Below are 16,206 nucleotides of genomic sequence, written 5' to 3' on the forward strand. Positions count from 1 at the left end.
CAACCCTCATCCATTTTCCCTCAACCCTCATCCATTTTCCCTCATCCATCACCCATCAACCGTCTTCCATGAAAACCCTCTGGGCTCCCTGGAGAATTGAATATGTCAGGTCCCCCGAACACGAGGGGTGCATATTCTGTGAAAAACCCAAAAAAGGCGATGATCGGGATATGCTGATTCTTTACCGCGGTGAACATTCTTTTGTCATAATGAATCTGTATCCCTATAACAACGCCCATCTGATGTTTGCTCCCTACGAACATCAGAGTGATCCCACCCAACTTTCCACAGACACGAAGATGGAGATTATGACTCTTCTGGACCACGCCATGGAAATAGTCCGGAAAAAGCTGAGAGCCGAAGGATTTAACTTTGGTCTCAACGTCGGGAAGGCGGCCGGTGCGGGAATCGAAGAGCATGTGCACTATCACCTGGTGCCCAGATGGGTAGGGGACACAAATTTTATGCCGGTAATTGGACATACGAAAACGGTTGTAGAGGGTCTCAAAGAGACCTATGATTCACTCAAACCTGAGTTTGATAAAATATCACCAAGTGATCTGTAAGCAGTGGAACACATCCTTCGAAGGAGTCCCTTTGGGAAGCATCTTAACAGTCGAACAAAGTGATTCTTGAATTCTCCCGAACCTGGCTTCCCTACATCTATCTCTACGGTGTAGGTGGAATCTTTTTTCTGGTGGGGCTCTGGATCATCCTTCGATACCGTTCCCTGAATCTTCAACTGAAGAGAGATCGATCCTGGTTCCGGGTACTCCTGTTTGGCTTTGTCTGGTACGCTATGATACATGCTGTCGTCATTTGGGCCGCTTTACGGAGTTGAGAAGATGCTGGGCGAAACGGTAGGAACCGGACTGGATCAGATCGTCATCATTGTCTACTTCGCCGGCATCCTTCTGTTCGGCAGTTATTTTGGCCGCTACGCGAAGACAACTTCTGATTTCTTCTTCGGTGGAAGACGTTTTGCATGGTGGCTCATTACCGTATCCATCGTGGCCACCGGAGTGGGATCTCACAGTTTTATCAAGTACTCTTCGAAAGCATTCGAATACGGGTTTTCGTCAACCATGACGTACATGAATGACTGGTTCTTTATGCCCTTTTTCATGTTCGGATGGTTGCCAATCATTTACTATACCCGGGTCGGTTCCATTCCCGAATACTTTGAACGGAGGTTCAATAGGACCGCCCGCGGGCTGGCAACTCTTATGATCCTCCTGTACATGATCGGCTACATTTCCATCGGTTTCCTCACCCTGGCGACTGCCTTGTACCAAATTCTGGGAATCCCACTCATGTGGACTGTGGTGGTGATCGCCGTTCTGACGGCCGTCTATATGCATTTTGGCGGGCAGACGTCCGTCATATTCACCGACCTGCTGCAGGGATTCATTCTGTTGTTTGCAGGTCTATTCCTGTTCTTTCTCGGTCTCAACTACCTGGGAGGATTCGACGTTTTTTGGGATGCACTGTCGCCCCAGGCCAAATTGCCTCTGGCTGACTTCAATCGCCCTCCCGACTTCAATTTTGTGGGTATCTTCTGGCAGGATGGTTTTGCGGGCAGTGTGGGATTCTTGTTTTTGAACCAGGGCTTGATTATGAGATTCATGGCTGCCAGGAGCGTGAATGAAGGTCGTAAAGCCGCCGCTATCAATGTCCTATTTGTTCTGCCTGTCTCGGCTATCGTAGTGTCCAACGCGGGCTGGATTGGCCGCGCCATCGTGAATGTCTTCCCCGGAACAATTGATCCCAATCTGGATCCCAACGACATCTTCGTGGAGGTGACGAATCTGGTAGCCCGTCCCGGTGTTTTTGGGTTCCTTATTGCAGCTTTGAGCGCCGCACTGATGTCAACGGTGGATACGCTGGTGAATGCATCGGCCGCCGTTTTTGTGAACGATATCTATCGGCCTATTGTTAAGAAGGAACGTAGTGACCACCATTTCCTCGAGGTGGCTCGCTGGGTATCTGTCGGTGTCACTGCCCTCGGCGTCCTTCTCGTTCCTGTCTTCAATTCATTTGAGACAATCTACGAAGCGCATGGATGGTTCCATTCCACCTTTACCCCTCCCCTGGTCGTGGCAGTCTTTCTTGGTGTTTTCTGGAAACGGTTTACATCAGCAGCTGTTATTGCGACATTCACGGCCGGTGCGGGACTCATGATTCTCGGGCAGCTTTTCCCTCAATTGGTGACTCCGTTTGCTCACGGCATCGCCATGCAAGCCGGTAAGCCATACATCTATATAGGCGCCCTCTATAATATCTTTGTTTGTACCCTGGTAGGAGTGGTGGTGAGCCTGGTCACTGGCTCCAAGCCGTCAAAAAACATTAAAGGTCTCACCATTTTTGACATTCAGGGGGCCCGAGAAATCTTCAAAGGGGGAAAACCCAACGATAGGGAAGGCGAGAAAGTGATGGTGAACTGGAGGGAGGCGGATGGAGCTGATGATACAGTAGGGCTTTCCAGAACCGACCTTGATACCATGGCCGCTGAGCCGGGGGACCTAGTCTATTTATGTGACAGAAGGAAGTGGCTGGGGGGGTTAAAGTCACTGCATTCCGTGATGGGTGAGCCCCATGATGAACCGGGCATTGTGTATATGACAAACCAGCAAGTCAAGCGTGGACTTTTTGTCAAGGGGAAGGTATTGGTGGTGGAGAAGGAGATGTAACGATGGTTGTCGTCCCCCTGGATTCTTCCTAAATTTGATCGCTCTTGGACCTGACAATTCCGGCGTAGCTCCCCGCAAACAAACTGCGGGACAGGCAATGGGTAGAGTCCGGCGGTTGCCGGATTAACCACTAGGTGTCTCCGGTTTTCCATTGGTAGGTTTCTTGACAATTCCGGCGTAGCTCAATGGGTAGAGTCCGGCGGTTGCCGGATTAACCACTAGGTGTCTCCGGTCTTCCATTGGTAGGTTTCTTGACAATTCCGGCGTAGCTCAATGGGTAGAGCGGGTGGCTGTTAACCACTAGGCTGGGGGTTCGAGTCCCTCCGCCGGAGCTTGTATTTCACGTATGTTCTGTACTCAAGATCTTTTGATCGATTATACATAGGTCAGACTGACGATCTTCGTTATCGTGTGGAGAAACACAATCGGGAGGAGGTAACAGCCACGAAGGCTTACGTTCCTTGGGAGTTGATTTATTATGAAGAGTTCAGCAGTCGGTCGGAAGCAATGCGGAGAGAGGGGGAACTAAAATCTCACCAAGGAAGGGATTTCATTCGAAGGAATCTACTTAATGGGTAGAGTCCGGCGGCTGCCGGATTAACCACTAGGTTGGGGGTTCGAGTCCCTCCGCCGGAGCTTCACATTGCCCCGCACAAGCGGGGTTTTTTGTTCTAGCGAGGAGGGACGAGAAGTCGCAGTGCAGCGCCTGCCAGCCACCCACAACGTGGGGCAGGTTGGAAGATCCCGATGGCGCAGTTGAACGAAGTGAAATCCCGATGTTTTGTCGGGGCGTATCGGGAAGTCCCTCCGCCGGAGCACCTCTACGCTGCACTATTTATCCATCGTATTGAAATGAAGATGGACGAGGTGCAAGTATTGATAATCAATGTGTCCCATCTTGATCGAGCTTGTCCCGCGTAACGGAGTGTAGCGGGGTCCCTCCGCCGGAGCGATTTGGTGTTACAGTCCTGGAGATGAATTCTCTCGGACTTCTTTGTTTAGGGACCTCACCCTCTGGAACAGCGGGACGAGACAAGAGCAGGTCACTATCGCCACATGACAGTGGCGATTTTGATGGGCTCTTCAAAGCCTTTAAGCGTCACCGCTTGGGGATTATCAAAACGGAAACCCTTGCCCAAGCACAGCTCCTGAACCGTGCGGGTGACCCTAATCTCTCCGGCTTGTGCATAGTCACAGATACGGGCCGCTAGTTGTACAGACGCCCCAAAGAGGTCCTTGTCTTTTTCCACCGGTTCGCCTGCGCATAGGCCAATTCGCACGTGCAGTGCTTGATCAGGGTTGGCTTGGTTATGGTCATTGAGTGAGCGCTGAACCTCGATAGCACCGTGGACCGACCCCGTCACCGATGCAAATGATGCCATAATACCATCTCCCGTGTGCTTCACCTCGCGTCCTCCGTGCTTTTGCAGTGCCGATCGAACGGTGGTATCATGGTTTTCCAGAATATTCAACGCCGCATCATCACCCAATTTCTGGGTCATGGCGGTGGAGCCAACCATATCCGTGAAAAATATGATTCGCAGCGCTGACCCGGGATCAGTGGTCGCAGGATCCAGTGCTGCTGGGGTCTGATCAATGCGCCCCATAAAGGCTTCGACAACCGCTTTGTCCACCTCAATTACATCCGAAGCTGCGAGTCCGTGCGAAGCTTGATGCAGCGCATTGGCTTGCTCAACGCTGGGTGCTTCAAGCAGACAATTGGAATGCCCCATCTCTTCATTACGCCAATACGTGATACTCTTCACTCCAAACTGCTCCTGAAAGGCAATATCTTTGAGATGGGCCTCAGCCAGATCATCATCTGTGACCCCCTCTGTAATTTCATGTATATCCATGAAATACGGCATATACGAACCTCCTATATGGCATTTAGTGACCCAGTTCACCCTCATTCCTGCTGTCAGGGATGTGTATAACTGAATCAATCAGAATAGTTGGTTAGCCGTAAATGTGTAAATTATTCCTACAATGATGCAAGATTAATCCGTCTTACCTAGCACCTTCGTCACCCATGTCCTACTAACTCCCAGCTGCCTGGCTAGATCAGCCTGAGTCCAGTCATTCGCCTCCATCAACTTACGGTATTGTTCAAAACATCTTTGAATCGATCCCAGCTTTGGTTTTCGTGTTCTTGCGTTTAAAGTACCTAACCAAAGATGCATTTATCCTGGTAGAGGTAAAATCAAATAAGGGGGGAAGGACTTCTGGATTTTACTAACTCAGGTTCCCGGTAATTCAAGTGAATGGGCACATCAATACCAGGATATTTGGGCAAGGCAAATATCTTATTTTCGTTGCACCATGGGAGCACTTCGGCAGGCTCAGTGCAAGCATAAATCAGCAGGCTCAGGGCAAGCATTGGGGGTTTTTCACCGCGGAACAGGCATGGCATGTTTATATGCTTCTTTGCGATCAGAAAACTTTCTACGTTGGAATAACGAATAACCCTCGGCGACGCAAACGGGAGGACAGGGCCAAGACAGATGACTTGCCCTGAGTTTACCGAAGGGAGTCCCTCCACCGGAGCGATTTGTAACTGAATCGATAGTCTATTACCGTTTTCTCAGCTTCCGTACAATCAGTGCGTTAACATTGTGAGAAAGATTTATGTCCTGCTCCGATGGTGGACGGAGCTCAGTTGGTAGACCAACGGCTTATGAGTCCGGTGCTTCTCGACGGAAGAAGTAGAGTCGGTTGCAATCTGGTTGCAATATGGTCTGAAAAGCGGTTGATCCTGTCCCGCGCAGACGGGAGGGGACCGGAGTGTCTTGGACCAAGGTAGTTCAAAGAGATTTCCTGATCGGTATTTGTTCCTTAAAATGAGTGCATTGTCAAATTGGGGGTGCTCTTCATACAGGTCAGCCGAGATTCTACCGATAAGACCTGAACTGGGTAATGCCGGCAGAGGATGGGATTTCATTGCATTTTAGGTAACTTCAATTCATATTTCCGACGGCAAGTCTGAACCCATCTGGACGAAACAGGCAATTAGGATTCAAGGATCCATTCTGGCGAACGATCGGGCTCCTGGCTAAACGACCATGATCGGTAAAACAATATCCCACTACAAAATCATTGAAAAACTCGGTGAAGGTGGGATGGGTGTTGTTTACAAAGCCGAGGACCTTAAGCTCGACCGCTATGTTGCACTCAAGTTTCTTCCCGCACACCTGAGCAGCAGCGAAGAGGATAAGCAACGCTTCATCCATGAGGCGAAAGCCGCTTCTGCCCTGGAACACCCCAATATCATGACTATCTATGAGATTGACGAAGTGGAGGAACAGACCTTCATCGCAATGGAATATGTGGAAGGTGAAACGCTTAAAGACAAAGTTGAAAAGGGACCACTGAAAACCAAGGAGCTTTTGAACTGTGCCATTGCTGTTGCGGATGGACTCAATGCAGCCCACGAGACTGATATTGTTCACAGGGATATCAAGTCCGAAAACATCATGATTTCCAAAACAGGACTTGTGAAGATCATGGACTTTGGCCTGGCGAAGCGGAAAGGAGTGACAAGGGTTACTAAGGAGGGAAGCACCCTGGGTACTTTGGCGTATATGTCACCGGAGCAGGCAGAAGGATTAGAGGTGGATCGCCGGAGTGATCTCTATTCTTTTGGTGTAGTGATGTATGAGATGGCGACTGGACAACTACCATTCAAAGCAGAGCACGACGCCGCTATTCTTTACGCCATTGTGAATGAGGCTCCACTGCCAGTCAGCACTCTGAATCCCAATGTTCCCAAAAAACTTGAAGAGTTCATTCATAAAGCTTTGGAGAAGGAGGTTGAGGACCGTTACCAGCACGCAGATGATCTGGCTGCGGATTTGAAGAAGTTGAAGAAAGATATTGAATCAGGACGGACGGCTATCACCAAAGCTCACATACCAACTACAAAAGAGTCAAAGAGAAATCCATTTTATGTTTATGCTGGACTTGCTGTGTTGGTGGCATTGGCTGTTCTGATTGGAATCTATTTCTTTCCCGAACAGAGAGAGCCCATAGATTCGATTGCTGTTCTGCCTTTAAAGAACATTTCCGGTGACCCGGAGCAGGAATACTTTGCCGAGGGCATGACCGAGGCGTTGATTACTGAATTGTCCAAGATTAAGGCATTGAAGGTGATTTCGCGAACATCAGCCATGCGCTACAAGGACACGGACAAGTCGCTGCCAGAGATAGCAAGGGAGCTGAAAGTAGGTGCGTTGGTAGACGGCTCAGTGCTCCTTGCAGGGGAACAGATTCGGATCACGGCACAGTTGATTGACGCGGCAGAGGACCGGCATTTGTGGGCTGAGGATTACGAGCGTGACTTTCGTGATATTTTGTCATTACAGAAAGAAGTGGCACGGGCCATTGCACGGGAGATCGCAGTGGAGGTGACACCGCAGGACGAGGCACGTCTGGGACAAGCACAAGCGGTGGATCCGGAGGCATTCAAGCTCTATCTCAGGGGCCTACACTTCCGATACATGGATAGTTGGCAGCGAGCGGTTGAGTTTTTCGAGCAATCGATTGCAAAGGACCCGGACTTCGCACCCGCATATGCCTGGTTGGCAAATTCGTACGCTGTGTTAATGGCTGAGTCCAAGGGGAAGAAGGCCGTGGCGAAGGCGCTGGAATTGGACGAGACACTTCCTGAAGCGCACATCGCATTGGGCCTGGTGCGAGAGTTTAACTTTAACGATTGGGACTGGGAAGGAGCAGAGCAAGCATTCCAACGTGCAATTGAATTGAACCCTGGCAGTAGTGCTGCGCACTTAGAGTATGGTTTGTTGTTAGCACGGATAGGGAGGTTAGAGGAGGGATTAGCCGAGGTAAAACGTGGAGTGGAACTAGATCCTCTCTCGGCTTGGGCCCACCAATGTGTTGCGCTCGTCTATCAGTACAATCGCCAATATGATCAAGCGATAGAATCGTACCGGATGGCGCTTGAGATACAGCCAAACTATGCCCTTGCACAATGGCGACTTGGAGTGGCTTATGCGGCGGCTTATGTTACCAAAGGTATGTATAACGAAGCTATTGTAGAGTACAAAAAGTTGTTAGAATTGGGAAGTAGCACGTTTTTCTTAGGACACCTCGGATCGGTCTATGCTAAGTCTGGTAGGCGGGAGGAGGCGTTGAAAGTGCTAGACGAATTGACGGAGGAAAGGAGAAAAGGAGGGATAGGTTTAGAACCTTTCATAGCATGGATCTATAGTGGACTTGACGAGAGGGATCAGGCATTGACATGGTTGGAGCTAGCCTATGAGGAGAGAGCAGGCAATTTACTACACATCAAAGTAGAACCCATCTACGACCCCCTGCGCTCCGACCCGCGCTTCCAGGCCCTGTTGAAGAAGATGGGATTAGAAAAATGATCCTCCCCAAAAACGGCGGACAAGTCGGTAAAACAATATCCCACTTTAAGATCCTCGAATAGCCTGGTGAAGGCGGGATCACGATTGTACAAAAGACGGGAATTTCAAACTCATAGGTAGCTGACTTTCTCCACTGCCCAATTTGATAGAGGCGGGACTGCTACAATGGGAGGGTGGATCACTTCCGCGGAGTGAAATAACGAATGCATATGAATTTCGTAGCAGTTCGTTTCTTTCGTTACAGGTTTCTCCAATAGGCCCTGTCAGGCCAAAGGTCGTTTCCCCGAACCGTCGGGGCGAGCAACGGATTGTCCAGAGGATCCTTCGGAGAAGTCCGTTGCCGCACCAAAACTCACCGATGAAAAAACTCCTTTTTTCAAAACTTATATCCATAAAACGTATCCATACTTGAGCATTCCCCTTGACTTTTAAGAGAAAAAAGGAGGCCGCAAGTTAGAGATCTCCTTATTGATTATATGATATCAGAATCGTAGTATCCGGGTGTCATTCCGCTGGGGGGTGGACAGACAGGTGAGATTATCCCCTCAAAACCTGACTTGGGTAATGCCAGGGGAGGGAAATCCGTTCATAGTAGCTTTGCTGGGCAGCTCAGCTTGAGGCCATTAGTCGGACTGAACCAAAAACATTCACAGGAGGTGAACAAATGAAGTCACTACTGCGTACCATGACAGCGTTAGCCCTATTGGGGATAGTCACGCAGCCTTTGCAGGCGCAGTCTTCCGATCGTGTTTGGCAGGAGGGAAGCGTATGGGCGATCTCCTACGTCGACACAAAACCAGGACATTTCAATGACTACATCAGCGATCTTTCGAACGTGTGGCGTAAGTACCTGGAGGCGCAGAAGAAAGATGGTCTAATAATTTCGTACAAGATGCTAAACATTAGCTTCCCGCGAGATGGTGAGCCCGACCTGATCCTGCTTGTGGAACACAAGGATTGGGCTGCATTTGATTTAGCTAACGCCGAATACTCCGAGAAGATTGCTGGCAGGATACAGGGCTCTGTTCAAAAGGCCCAACAGGCAAACATCAATCGCGAGGATCTTCGCACCCTCCGCGGGAGTATAGTGGCCCAAGAGATCGCATTCAGGAAATAATCAAATAATCTTTACGCTTTAACCGCAAGCGATGACCTCGCTAAAAACTCATCAAGTGGTTCGCGGCGTAGTAACGAGGGAATAGCCAGCTATGGTCAATGTGTGTCCGGATACAAGCTAGTGACGTGGGATGGGACCAATGACGTGGGTGAACAGGTGAGTGCGGAGTTTACCTGTATCAGATCTGGGCGCGAGATCCCTCGCCAGGCTCGGGACGAGCTTTCGCTCGGACTCGCAAGATGCTTCAGCTGCGGTGATCATCTGAGCAAACTTCATCAGTGCGAAGATTCCCACCAACGGACTAATAGTCCTGTGTTTTCCGACGAGTGTGCTCCCAGAATCTGCAATTAGGCTGCAATTAGGCCTGAAAAGTGGCGAAAACTCTCTGACTCTTTCTGAGCTTCAGGCCTGGAGCAGGTTGAAGGTTTTCCGATTCCGTAGACACCTATTTGGGTGGCAGGTTGGGCACATTACAGAGCAGCGGCCTTTTAAGCCGTTGGTCGCTCGTTCGAGTCGCGCCGGGCTCACTCGTCGACAACCCCGTTTTCCGACGAGGAATTGGGGTCTTCTTTTATACCCTCTACCCTGTCACACTTAGTCAGACTTAGTCAAATATACCCACATTATGGACACCATTTGTATGGACACTCCGTCGTTATGCTAGTTTAATGAAAAGACTCGCATTATCCGTGGTCCAGTTTTTGGGGAGCAGGTCAAGATAGTGTAGAGATATTTTTCGTACGATTAGTGATCTTACTTGGAAAGCGCATCGAGCATTCTGGACGCCCGATCTCCTATGGTTTCATAAAGTAGTGTGGCCATAGAATTACTGTGTTCAATAGTCTGAGCCCGGACCTCGCCGAGCTCGTTCAATATACTGTGTCCGCTTTCGGCCATTCGTTCTCGTATCATCGGCCAACCAAGACCGTTCTTCTTTGCCATCTTCTTCCAGTCACCAATCGTAAACGCACTGATTGATTTGCAGCCTCCAATCTTCATCGCAAGATTCTTGGAGAGATTAGGCCATGCAAGAGTGGAGACAAGATCATAATATGGCGCTAGCCTCCGCTCACTACTGAAATACAGAAACGAAAAGTTTTTGCCATGAGCGTCGGTGTTACCGATTAATACATTGAAAATCTGACCATTAATGAAGTGGGGAATATCAAGAACGGGTGTCGTGGACCAGTCCTGAAGCAACGAAATGCAGTCGCTAAGCGTCGGGCCTCCCTCTGCTTGGTACTTTCGTTCCGGCGGGAATCCCAGTGCTTGGCAGAAGTCCTCTTGGTGGAGTCGGGTCGTACTGCCATTTTCATCAGTTGCTCGGTCATATCTTTGAACTAAGATGCACGGTTTCTTTCCGATCAGACGGTATTCCACATTGGGTGTGTTCAAACCCACAGCCCGCGCTAGAGTCATGCAAAAAATCTCGTTGGTGGCCAGTCCCGAAAAATGACTTGGCTCTGGTTTCAGTATATGGGTGCTGGGAATACTACCAAGAGGGAGACATATTTTGTTGTTATGTACGATGATTGGTAGTTTATCCTGCGCACCAGCGAGGGAGAGTCGCAGTCCATCCTTACCAGCCATTAGGGGACGACTAGGTAACTCGTCTATGAGTTGTCTTAATTCCGGTTTGGTCAGTTCGCGGCGCCTAGTGTCTTTCGGATCTATCAGCGCCGCGCCTTCAGGAAGCAGGCTGACTGCTCCGGCGCAATCGCCTCCTATTCTCTCAAGCATAGCGAAGTCATTAGTGTCACTAATCCCTAGGATTTTCGCTATCGTTCTTCGTGGTTGCTCTTCAGGCAGTATGCCTGCAAAGAAAGGCCGGGCCTTCTTTCCTGGGAACACCTCGCTTTGGAGCGGAAGTGAACGGGAAAGGGCCATGGCGCCCGGCTTCTTCAGCCATGCCTGATCGTAGGAAAATTGCAGCAAGCCACTATCGACTTGTTCGAGGGTTCCGACCCTCTCGGCGTTCAAATAAACGATCAAGCTATTCATGTCTCTTCATCTTGATCAGTGTCAGTGCTAGGGTTGCTGATCTGGAGTTTGAGCCCTAGAGCCTGGAGAACCTGTAAGATCTTTCCGATTTGGCAGGTTGACTTACCTTTCTCAAGATCAATAATAAAGCGTAAACCCGTACCACAGGTCAGTGCCAGATCCTTCTGGGTGACCTTCAACTGTCTACGCCTTGCGCGAATAGTAGCGCCAAGCTGCTTTGGACTTTTAGTATTCATGTTACCGAACGGGAATATACGACATCATAGAGTGCCTGTCAAACAAAATATTACCGCACGGTAATATTTTGTCTTATGTGAGTCTTTTTGATATAAATATTACCGTACGGGCACATTGCTGACTCAGAAAGCTGTCCAAGAATTAAGACTGAGTTGGCTTCTTAGCCGCCGGTTTGAAAAACAGAATTGTCAACCCGTGCTTGGAAGCTAGTATATCTGGATGCTCATACCAGGAATTGGCGATTTCAAAGCCTTTCATTCTTACCTCGACCGGGATTCTGATGTAGGAGAAATTTCTCTTCCAGAGATTCGTCTTCTTGCGATACCCGGGGAGCACCCCCACGCTGCACTATTTATCCGTCGTAAAGAAATGAAGATGGATGAGGAGCAAGCCCCCCCCTAACAACATCTTATCGTTGAGCTTGTCCCGCGTAACGCAGTGTAGCGTGAACCCTGTCCGTCGTATCCTGATTTATCGGGAGTAGACGGGCTGTCCCAAAGCAACTGGTTTTTCCCGTTTTCGTCGCCGAAATTATGATTCCAATGAGACTGGTCGGAGAGCATTCATGAAAACACTTTTCTTAATCCTGATTTTCACATTTCTATGTTCCGGCTGTGCCAGTTTCAAGAAGTTTGGTTATGAAGGCTTCAACAGGGACAAATGGCAGCACCCGGACAAAGTGATCGAGTCCCTGAAGATCAGTCCCGGTGATTATGTGACTGACCTTGGCGCAGGCGGTGGATATTTCACCTTCAAGTTTGCGGATGTAGTTGGAGATAATGGAAAAGTTTTTGCCGTAGACGTAGATGAGGACATGACTGAGTTCTTGAGAGCGGAGGCGGTCAAACAAGGATTCGCCAAGGTGGAAGTCATTCTTGGCGAATTTGGAGATCCACTCTTACCTGACTCCGTTTCTAACATAATCTTCATGTGTAACACCTATCATCACATCCAGGGCAGGGTGGACTACTTTTCACGATTGAAAGCCGATCTTCAATCTGAAGGACGTGTGGCGGTTGTGGAACTCAGACCGGGCGGATGGATAGGCAGACTCTTTGGAAGTCACTGGACCAAAAAGGAAGCAATCATCAGTGAGATGGAAGCTGCGGGCTACTCTCTAATTGCCGACCACGACTATCTTCCCAAGCAGCACTTTGTTGTTTTTTCCATGATGAGAGAGATACCCTAGACCCCTTTCGACAACGATCCCTTTCGTCATCTCTGCCGAATAGTCAAAATTCAGTTTTGATTTATACCGCTTTCTTTCTAAGCTCCATTTCTCTTCATCCCAGTCTTAGGATGAAATACTCAGACAGCAACCTTACGGTATTCATTGCAGCTGGGACCCCTTTACTGCTTCCCCCCAAAGATGGAATTGACAGAAATGGCCCGTGGGCTTCTGTCGACTGACCCCGCCGGGCGACGAATAAATACCTTTCCCGGCCCTTCGCGCGTGTATTCATTTTGGATTGGCGCAAACACTCGGTGAGAAATGATCCTGCCGGTGGCGTGAAATGAGTTCGGTAACCCGCTCGAACATCGTAAAGGCGATTGCAGTTCTTATCACCCTTTACCTGTTCTTGCTCAGTATCAAGTTACTGGGACATTCATTCAAGCTTTTTGGAAGAGGGTTTGCCGAAGCCATAATATCGATGACGTCAAATCCCTTTGCAGGTCTGATCATCGGAGTCATTGCTACCAGCCTGATTCAGAGTTCCTCCACTACGACCTCGATTGTCGTTGGATTGGTTGCTGGAGAGGCACTCACGCTCGGCACCGCTATTCCCATTATCATGGGGGCAAATATCGGCACCACCATCACAAATTCCCTGGTGTCCATTGGCTACATAAGAAACCGGATAGAATTCCAAAGAGCATTTTCGGCGAGCATCGTCCATGATCTTTTCAATATCTGCGCCGTCATCATCCTATTTCCCCTTGAAATGTCCTTTCATATCATTGCCCGAATTGCAACTGTATTGGAAAAGGGTTTTTCAGGTGCAGGGGGATTGACACTGTTCAATCCTCTGAAGTTTATTCTCGAACCGACCATAGAGTGGTTGGACCGTATCTTTGGTCTTTTGCCGTACGGAAATATTTTCATGCTGGTGTTTTCCCTCATTCTTCTCTTTGGTGCTCTAACCTTTCTGATCAAGACCCTGCGAACTCTTATGCTGAGTAAGATTGAAGCTGTCATAAACGAATACCTGTTCAGGAGCGATCTCTCAGGTTTTGTACTGGGAATTCTCATTACCGTGGCCGTGCAGAGTAGTTCCATCACCACATCGCTCATCGTCCCGCTCGCGGGGGCGGGGTTCGTATCCATAAGGCAGATCTTTCCTTTCACACTCGGGGCAAACATAGGCACAACGGTGACTGCCCTTCTTGCTGCCATCGCAACTCTGAATCATGTCGCGGTTACCGTTGCTTTTTCGCACCTTTGCTTTAACATTCTGGGAATCATGATTTTCTATCCTTTGAGATTCATACCCATAAGTCTTGCAGAGTTTGTGGGTGAAAAGGCGAGCAGATCAACACGAAACCTGGCGATATTCATAAGCGTCTATATTCTGTTGTATTTTGTTCCGATTGCGTTGATATTCTTGAGGTGAATAAGAAATCCATAGGAGACTCCCACTAGTGTTTGACATACTATCCATCTGTTCAAGGCTTGTTTTACGTTCTTTCCGTGACAGAATTCTACGATGAGGTGATTCTATGTGGAAAGAATTGATAACCGTCTGGAAATCTGATAACCTTCTGTTGCAAGCATGGGATGAGTCGTATGAAATGCTTGAGATCAGCCGGGAAATGTTCTGGGAAGCAATCCGTATCCTGCGGGAAAGTGACGATCTTAAGGTCAATCGTGAAATAAAGAAGAAGGACAGGATTGTCAATGAGTATTTGCAGGAGGTCCGGAGAAAGGTGATGACCCACTGTACGGTCCAGGGCCCCAGGTCGTTGCCCAGCGGAATGGTGCTCGTAAGCATCGTTATTGACATGGAGCGCATTGGTGATTACTGTAAGAACATTCTTGATCTGGCCAGCGCTCATCCCCAGAGATTGTCAGTCTCTGCATACGAAGAGGCTCTCGCGGATATAGAAGAAGAGATTAAGTCACGGTTTGATGAGACTATCAGTGTACTCAAGAATCAGGACTTGGAGAAGGCAAGGACGATGATGGACACCTTCAAGGTAGAAATCAGTGGCATATGTGACCAAATTGACGATGACCTTGTCCAAGGGAAGGTGAAGGACTTGTCTCCGGGAGACGCAGCGGCCGCGGCTCTTTATGTACGTTACCTGAAACGTATCAGCGCTCATCTGAACAATATTGCAACCAGCGTGGTCAATCCTTTTGATCGAATTGGATTCCGTGAGAAAGTGGTAAAGGAGCGAGCCGAAAAGGGACCAGACTGACCTCCACGAGGAGAAACACTCAACTCCAGGCTGAGATCACCTTTGCCATTGACGGGAATTCCGGGCCTCCTATTGAATACTTCCCGTAAGTTTTAACACAATCCTTCCGTTTGTAGTCCGAAGCGGACTTAATCCCGACTAAGCTTTCTCAGTCCAACTGTGAATACGCGATATCCGCAAAACCGGTGGCGAACCGGGAGGAGAGTTGCGTCCGGACCAAGTCTTTCGTCTTTTCCAGTAATCAACGGATACAGGGTAAAATATACTTGCATCATATGTTTACGAAGACGTATATTTATTACAGAAATCGTAAAGTAGTACCAGTATCGTAAATTTCGTATACGAATGGCCCAAGGGATGAACGAATCACCTGACCCTTCAGAAATCCAGTCCCCCAAATACCAGCAGCTCATGAGAACCGCCGAAGAGTTGTTTATGCGATACGGGGTAAAACGAGTCACCGTGGAAGAGATTTGTCAAACTGCAGAAGTCAGCAAGATGACCTTTTACAAGTTCTTCAAGAATAAAGGTGATCTGGCGAAACGAGTGATCGTTACTCTGTTGGACGAGGGACAAGTTGCCTTCGACGATATCATGTCCCAGGAGAAAGCATTTGCTGAAAAGATAAGTCAATTCGTTCAGCTCAAGCTCGATTACGGTAGACGTATTGGTAAGGAATTCTACCGTGATTTACTCGGCTACACGCCTGAGATTCATGAGTTCATGATGGAACGATCCCAACGCGGCATGCAACAGATGCTGGATATTTTCCGCGAAGCTCAACAAAAGGGGGAGATAAGGAAAGACCTTAACCTGGAATTCCTGTCATTCATGCTCGACCATGTGTTGGAATTGAGAGAGGACCCCCGTCTCTTGTCGATCTTTCCCAACACGTATGAACTTACCCGTGTTTGGACGGAGTTTTTCTTTTACGGTATCATGGGAAAGAGTGAACAGGGAAATGACTGACATTCCCAGGTACGTGATCATTACCTGCTCACTCGTGTTACCTATCTCGGTGGTTATGCCCCAGCTGTTTGATGGTGAGCTCTCCGGATTGACAAATACCATTAACAATGGATCAACCTCATATCCGGTCACTTTTGGTGTTCGTTACATCCCAACGCTTTCCATGCAATTCCCAACGACCGGTGATAATCTCCTCGATTTTGAAATCTCGGCGAATCTCTCGGCTTCGTATCAAGTCATTTCAACCGACAATACCGGAGATGCGTCGGCCTATCGTCTTTGGCTTCGTTATTCCACCCGCCGGTTCGAATCTCGGTTAGGACTGCAAAAGATCAATTTCGGACCGGCTAAGCTCCTTCGGTCATTGATGTGGTTTGACCGTCTT

General features: G+C 48.8%; 15 protein-coding genes and 1 tRNA gene. 12 read left to right on the forward strand and 4 right to left on the reverse strand.

Going from position 1 to position 16,206, the window contains the following annotated elements; all coding sequences use genetic code 11:
• The 5 genes from V3U24_01345 to V3U24_01365 form a co-directional block, all read left to right on the forward strand.
• Window positions 1-566 (forward strand): HIT domain-containing protein (locus V3U24_01345; protein ID MEE9166101.1); only part of this gene is annotated, 566 nt, incomplete at its 5' end.
• 59 nt (window positions 567-625) lie between these two features.
• Entirely contained in the window at window positions 626-841 is a 216-nt protein-coding gene (locus tag V3U24_01350) for a hypothetical protein (protein MEE9166102.1), read from the forward strand.
• 4 nt (window positions 842-845) lie between these two features.
• Window positions 846-2,690 carry a sodium/solute symporter gene (locus V3U24_01355; protein ID MEE9166103.1) on the forward strand — a complete coding sequence of 615 codons (1,845 nt, stop codon included), beginning with the start codon at window positions 846-848 and terminating at the stop codon, window positions 2,688-2,690.
• Window positions 2,691-2,949: 259 nt separating this feature from the next.
• Window positions 2,950-3,022, forward strand: a tRNA-Asn gene (locus V3U24_01360).
• Between the two features lies 1 nt (window position 3,023).
• Window positions 3,024-3,269: a GIY-YIG nuclease family protein gene (locus tag V3U24_01365; protein MEE9166104.1), complete on the forward strand. Its 246-nt coding sequence runs from the start codon at window positions 3,024-3,026 to the stop codon at window positions 3,267-3,269.
• Window positions 3,270-3,736: 467 nt separating this feature from the next.
• Here the strand turns inward: V3U24_01365 and V3U24_01370 are convergent, their stop codons facing one another.
• Window positions 3,737-4,558: a nickel-binding protein gene (locus tag V3U24_01370; GenBank protein MEE9166105.1), complete on the reverse strand. Its 822-nt coding sequence runs from the start codon at window positions 4,556-4,558 to the stop codon at window positions 3,737-3,739.
• 1,194 nt (window positions 4,559-5,752) lie between these two features.
• On the opposite strand from V3U24_01370, the gene V3U24_01375 reads away from it, so the two are divergent.
• Together V3U24_01375 and V3U24_01380 are read left to right on the forward strand one after the other, a co-directional pair.
• Window positions 5,753-8,077 carry a protein kinase gene (locus tag V3U24_01375; protein ID MEE9166106.1) on the forward strand — a complete coding sequence of 775 codons (2,325 nt, stop codon included), beginning with the start codon at window positions 5,753-5,755 and terminating at the stop codon, window positions 8,075-8,077.
• 664 nt (window positions 8,078-8,741) lie between these two features.
• Window positions 8,742-9,194 (forward strand): hypothetical protein, encoded by a 453-nt coding sequence (locus V3U24_01380; protein MEE9166107.1) that lies wholly within the window; start codon window positions 8,742-8,744, stop codon window positions 9,192-9,194.
• A gap of 117 nt (window positions 9,195-9,311) precedes the next feature.
• Here the strand turns inward: V3U24_01380 and V3U24_01385 are convergent, their stop codons facing one another.
• From V3U24_01385 to V3U24_01395, 3 genes are all read right to left on the reverse strand, one after another.
• Window positions 9,312-9,470 carry a hypothetical protein gene (locus V3U24_01385; protein MEE9166108.1) on the reverse strand — a complete coding sequence of 53 codons (159 nt, stop codon included), beginning with the start codon at window positions 9,468-9,470 and terminating at the stop codon, window positions 9,312-9,314.
• 477 nt (window positions 9,471-9,947) lie between these two features.
• Window positions 9,948-11,195, reverse strand: coding sequence for a type II toxin-antitoxin system HipA family toxin (locus tag V3U24_01390; protein MEE9166109.1), 1,248 nt, complete (start codon window positions 11,193-11,195; stop codon window positions 9,948-9,950).
• A complete protein-coding gene (locus V3U24_01395) occupies window positions 11,192-11,431 on the reverse strand; it encodes a helix-turn-helix transcriptional regulator (GenBank protein ID MEE9166110.1) in 240 nt (79 codons plus the stop codon). Before V3U24_01395 ends, V3U24_01390 begins: the two co-directional genes overlap by 4 nt.
• Before the next feature lie 566 nt (window positions 11,432-11,997).
• On the opposite strand from V3U24_01395, the gene V3U24_01400 reads away from it, so the two are divergent.
• From V3U24_01400 to V3U24_01420, 5 genes are all read left to right on the forward strand, one after another.
• Window positions 11,998-12,621 (forward strand): methyltransferase domain-containing protein, encoded by a 624-nt coding sequence (locus V3U24_01400; GenBank protein MEE9166111.1) that lies wholly within the window; start codon window positions 11,998-12,000, stop codon window positions 12,619-12,621.
• A 325-nt stretch (window positions 12,622-12,946) separates the two neighbouring features.
• On the forward strand, window positions 12,947-14,044 hold the full coding sequence (locus V3U24_01405) for a Na/Pi symporter (GenBank protein ID MEE9166112.1): 1,098 nt from the start codon (window positions 12,947-12,949) through the stop codon (window positions 14,042-14,044).
• 106 nt (window positions 14,045-14,150) lie between these two features.
• The gene (locus V3U24_01410; GenBank protein ID MEE9166113.1) at window positions 14,151-14,852 is read left to right on the forward strand and encodes a PhoU domain-containing protein; all 702 of its coding nucleotides are present in this window, start codon (window positions 14,151-14,153) and stop codon (window positions 14,850-14,852) included.
• 357 nt (window positions 14,853-15,209) lie between these two features.
• Complete coding sequence (locus V3U24_01415) at window positions 15,210-15,821, forward strand: TetR/AcrR family transcriptional regulator (protein ID MEE9166114.1); 612 nt, start codon at window positions 15,210-15,212, stop codon at window positions 15,819-15,821.
• Window positions 15,814-16,206, forward strand: a 393-nt coding sequence (locus V3U24_01420) for a hypothetical protein (GenBank protein ID MEE9166115.1), incomplete at its 3' end; no start/stop codon positions are given. The genes V3U24_01415 and V3U24_01420, both read left to right, overlap by 8 nt.

Source organism: Candidatus Neomarinimicrobiota bacterium, from assembly GCA_036476315.1.
Taxonomy (GTDB): Bacteria; Fidelibacterota; Marinisomatia; order Marinisomatales; family S15-B10; genus JAZGBI01.

Excerpts from the sequence above, each read along its gene's own strand:
- V3U24_01355 (MEE9166103.1), top strand. The coding sequence starts at position 846 with ATGCTGGGCGAAACGGTAGGAACCGGACTGGATCAGATCGTCATCATT.
- V3U24_01370 (MEE9166105.1), bottom strand. The coding sequence starts at position 4,558 with ATGCCGTATTTCATGGATATACATGAAATTACAGAGGGGGTCACAGAT.
- V3U24_01375 (MEE9166106.1), top strand. The coding sequence starts at position 5,753 with ATGATCGGTAAAACAATATCCCACTACAAAATCATTGAAAAACTCGGT.
- V3U24_01380 (MEE9166107.1), top strand. The coding sequence starts at position 8,742 with ATGAAGTCACTACTGCGTACCATGACAGCGTTAGCCCTATTGGGGATA.
- V3U24_01385 (MEE9166108.1), bottom strand. The coding sequence starts at position 9,470 with ATGAAGTTTGCTCAGATGATCACCGCAGCTGAAGCATCTTGCGAGTCC.
- V3U24_01390 (MEE9166109.1), bottom strand. The coding sequence starts at position 11,195 with ATGAATAGCTTGATCGTTTATTTGAACGCCGAGAGGGTCGGAACCCTC.
- V3U24_01395 (MEE9166110.1), bottom strand. The coding sequence starts at position 11,431 with ATGAATACTAAAAGTCCAAAGCAGCTTGGCGCTACTATTCGCGCAAGG.
- V3U24_01400 (MEE9166111.1), top strand. The coding sequence starts at position 11,998 with ATGAAAACACTTTTCTTAATCCTGATTTTCACATTTCTATGTTCCGGC.
- V3U24_01405 (MEE9166112.1), top strand. The coding sequence starts at position 12,947 with ATGAGTTCGGTAACCCGCTCGAACATCGTAAAGGCGATTGCAGTTCTT.
- V3U24_01410 (MEE9166113.1), top strand. The coding sequence starts at position 14,151 with ATGTGGAAAGAATTGATAACCGTCTGGAAATCTGATAACCTTCTGTTG.
- V3U24_01415 (MEE9166114.1), top strand. The coding sequence starts at position 15,210 with ATGAACGAATCACCTGACCCTTCAGAAATCCAGTCCCCCAAATACCAG.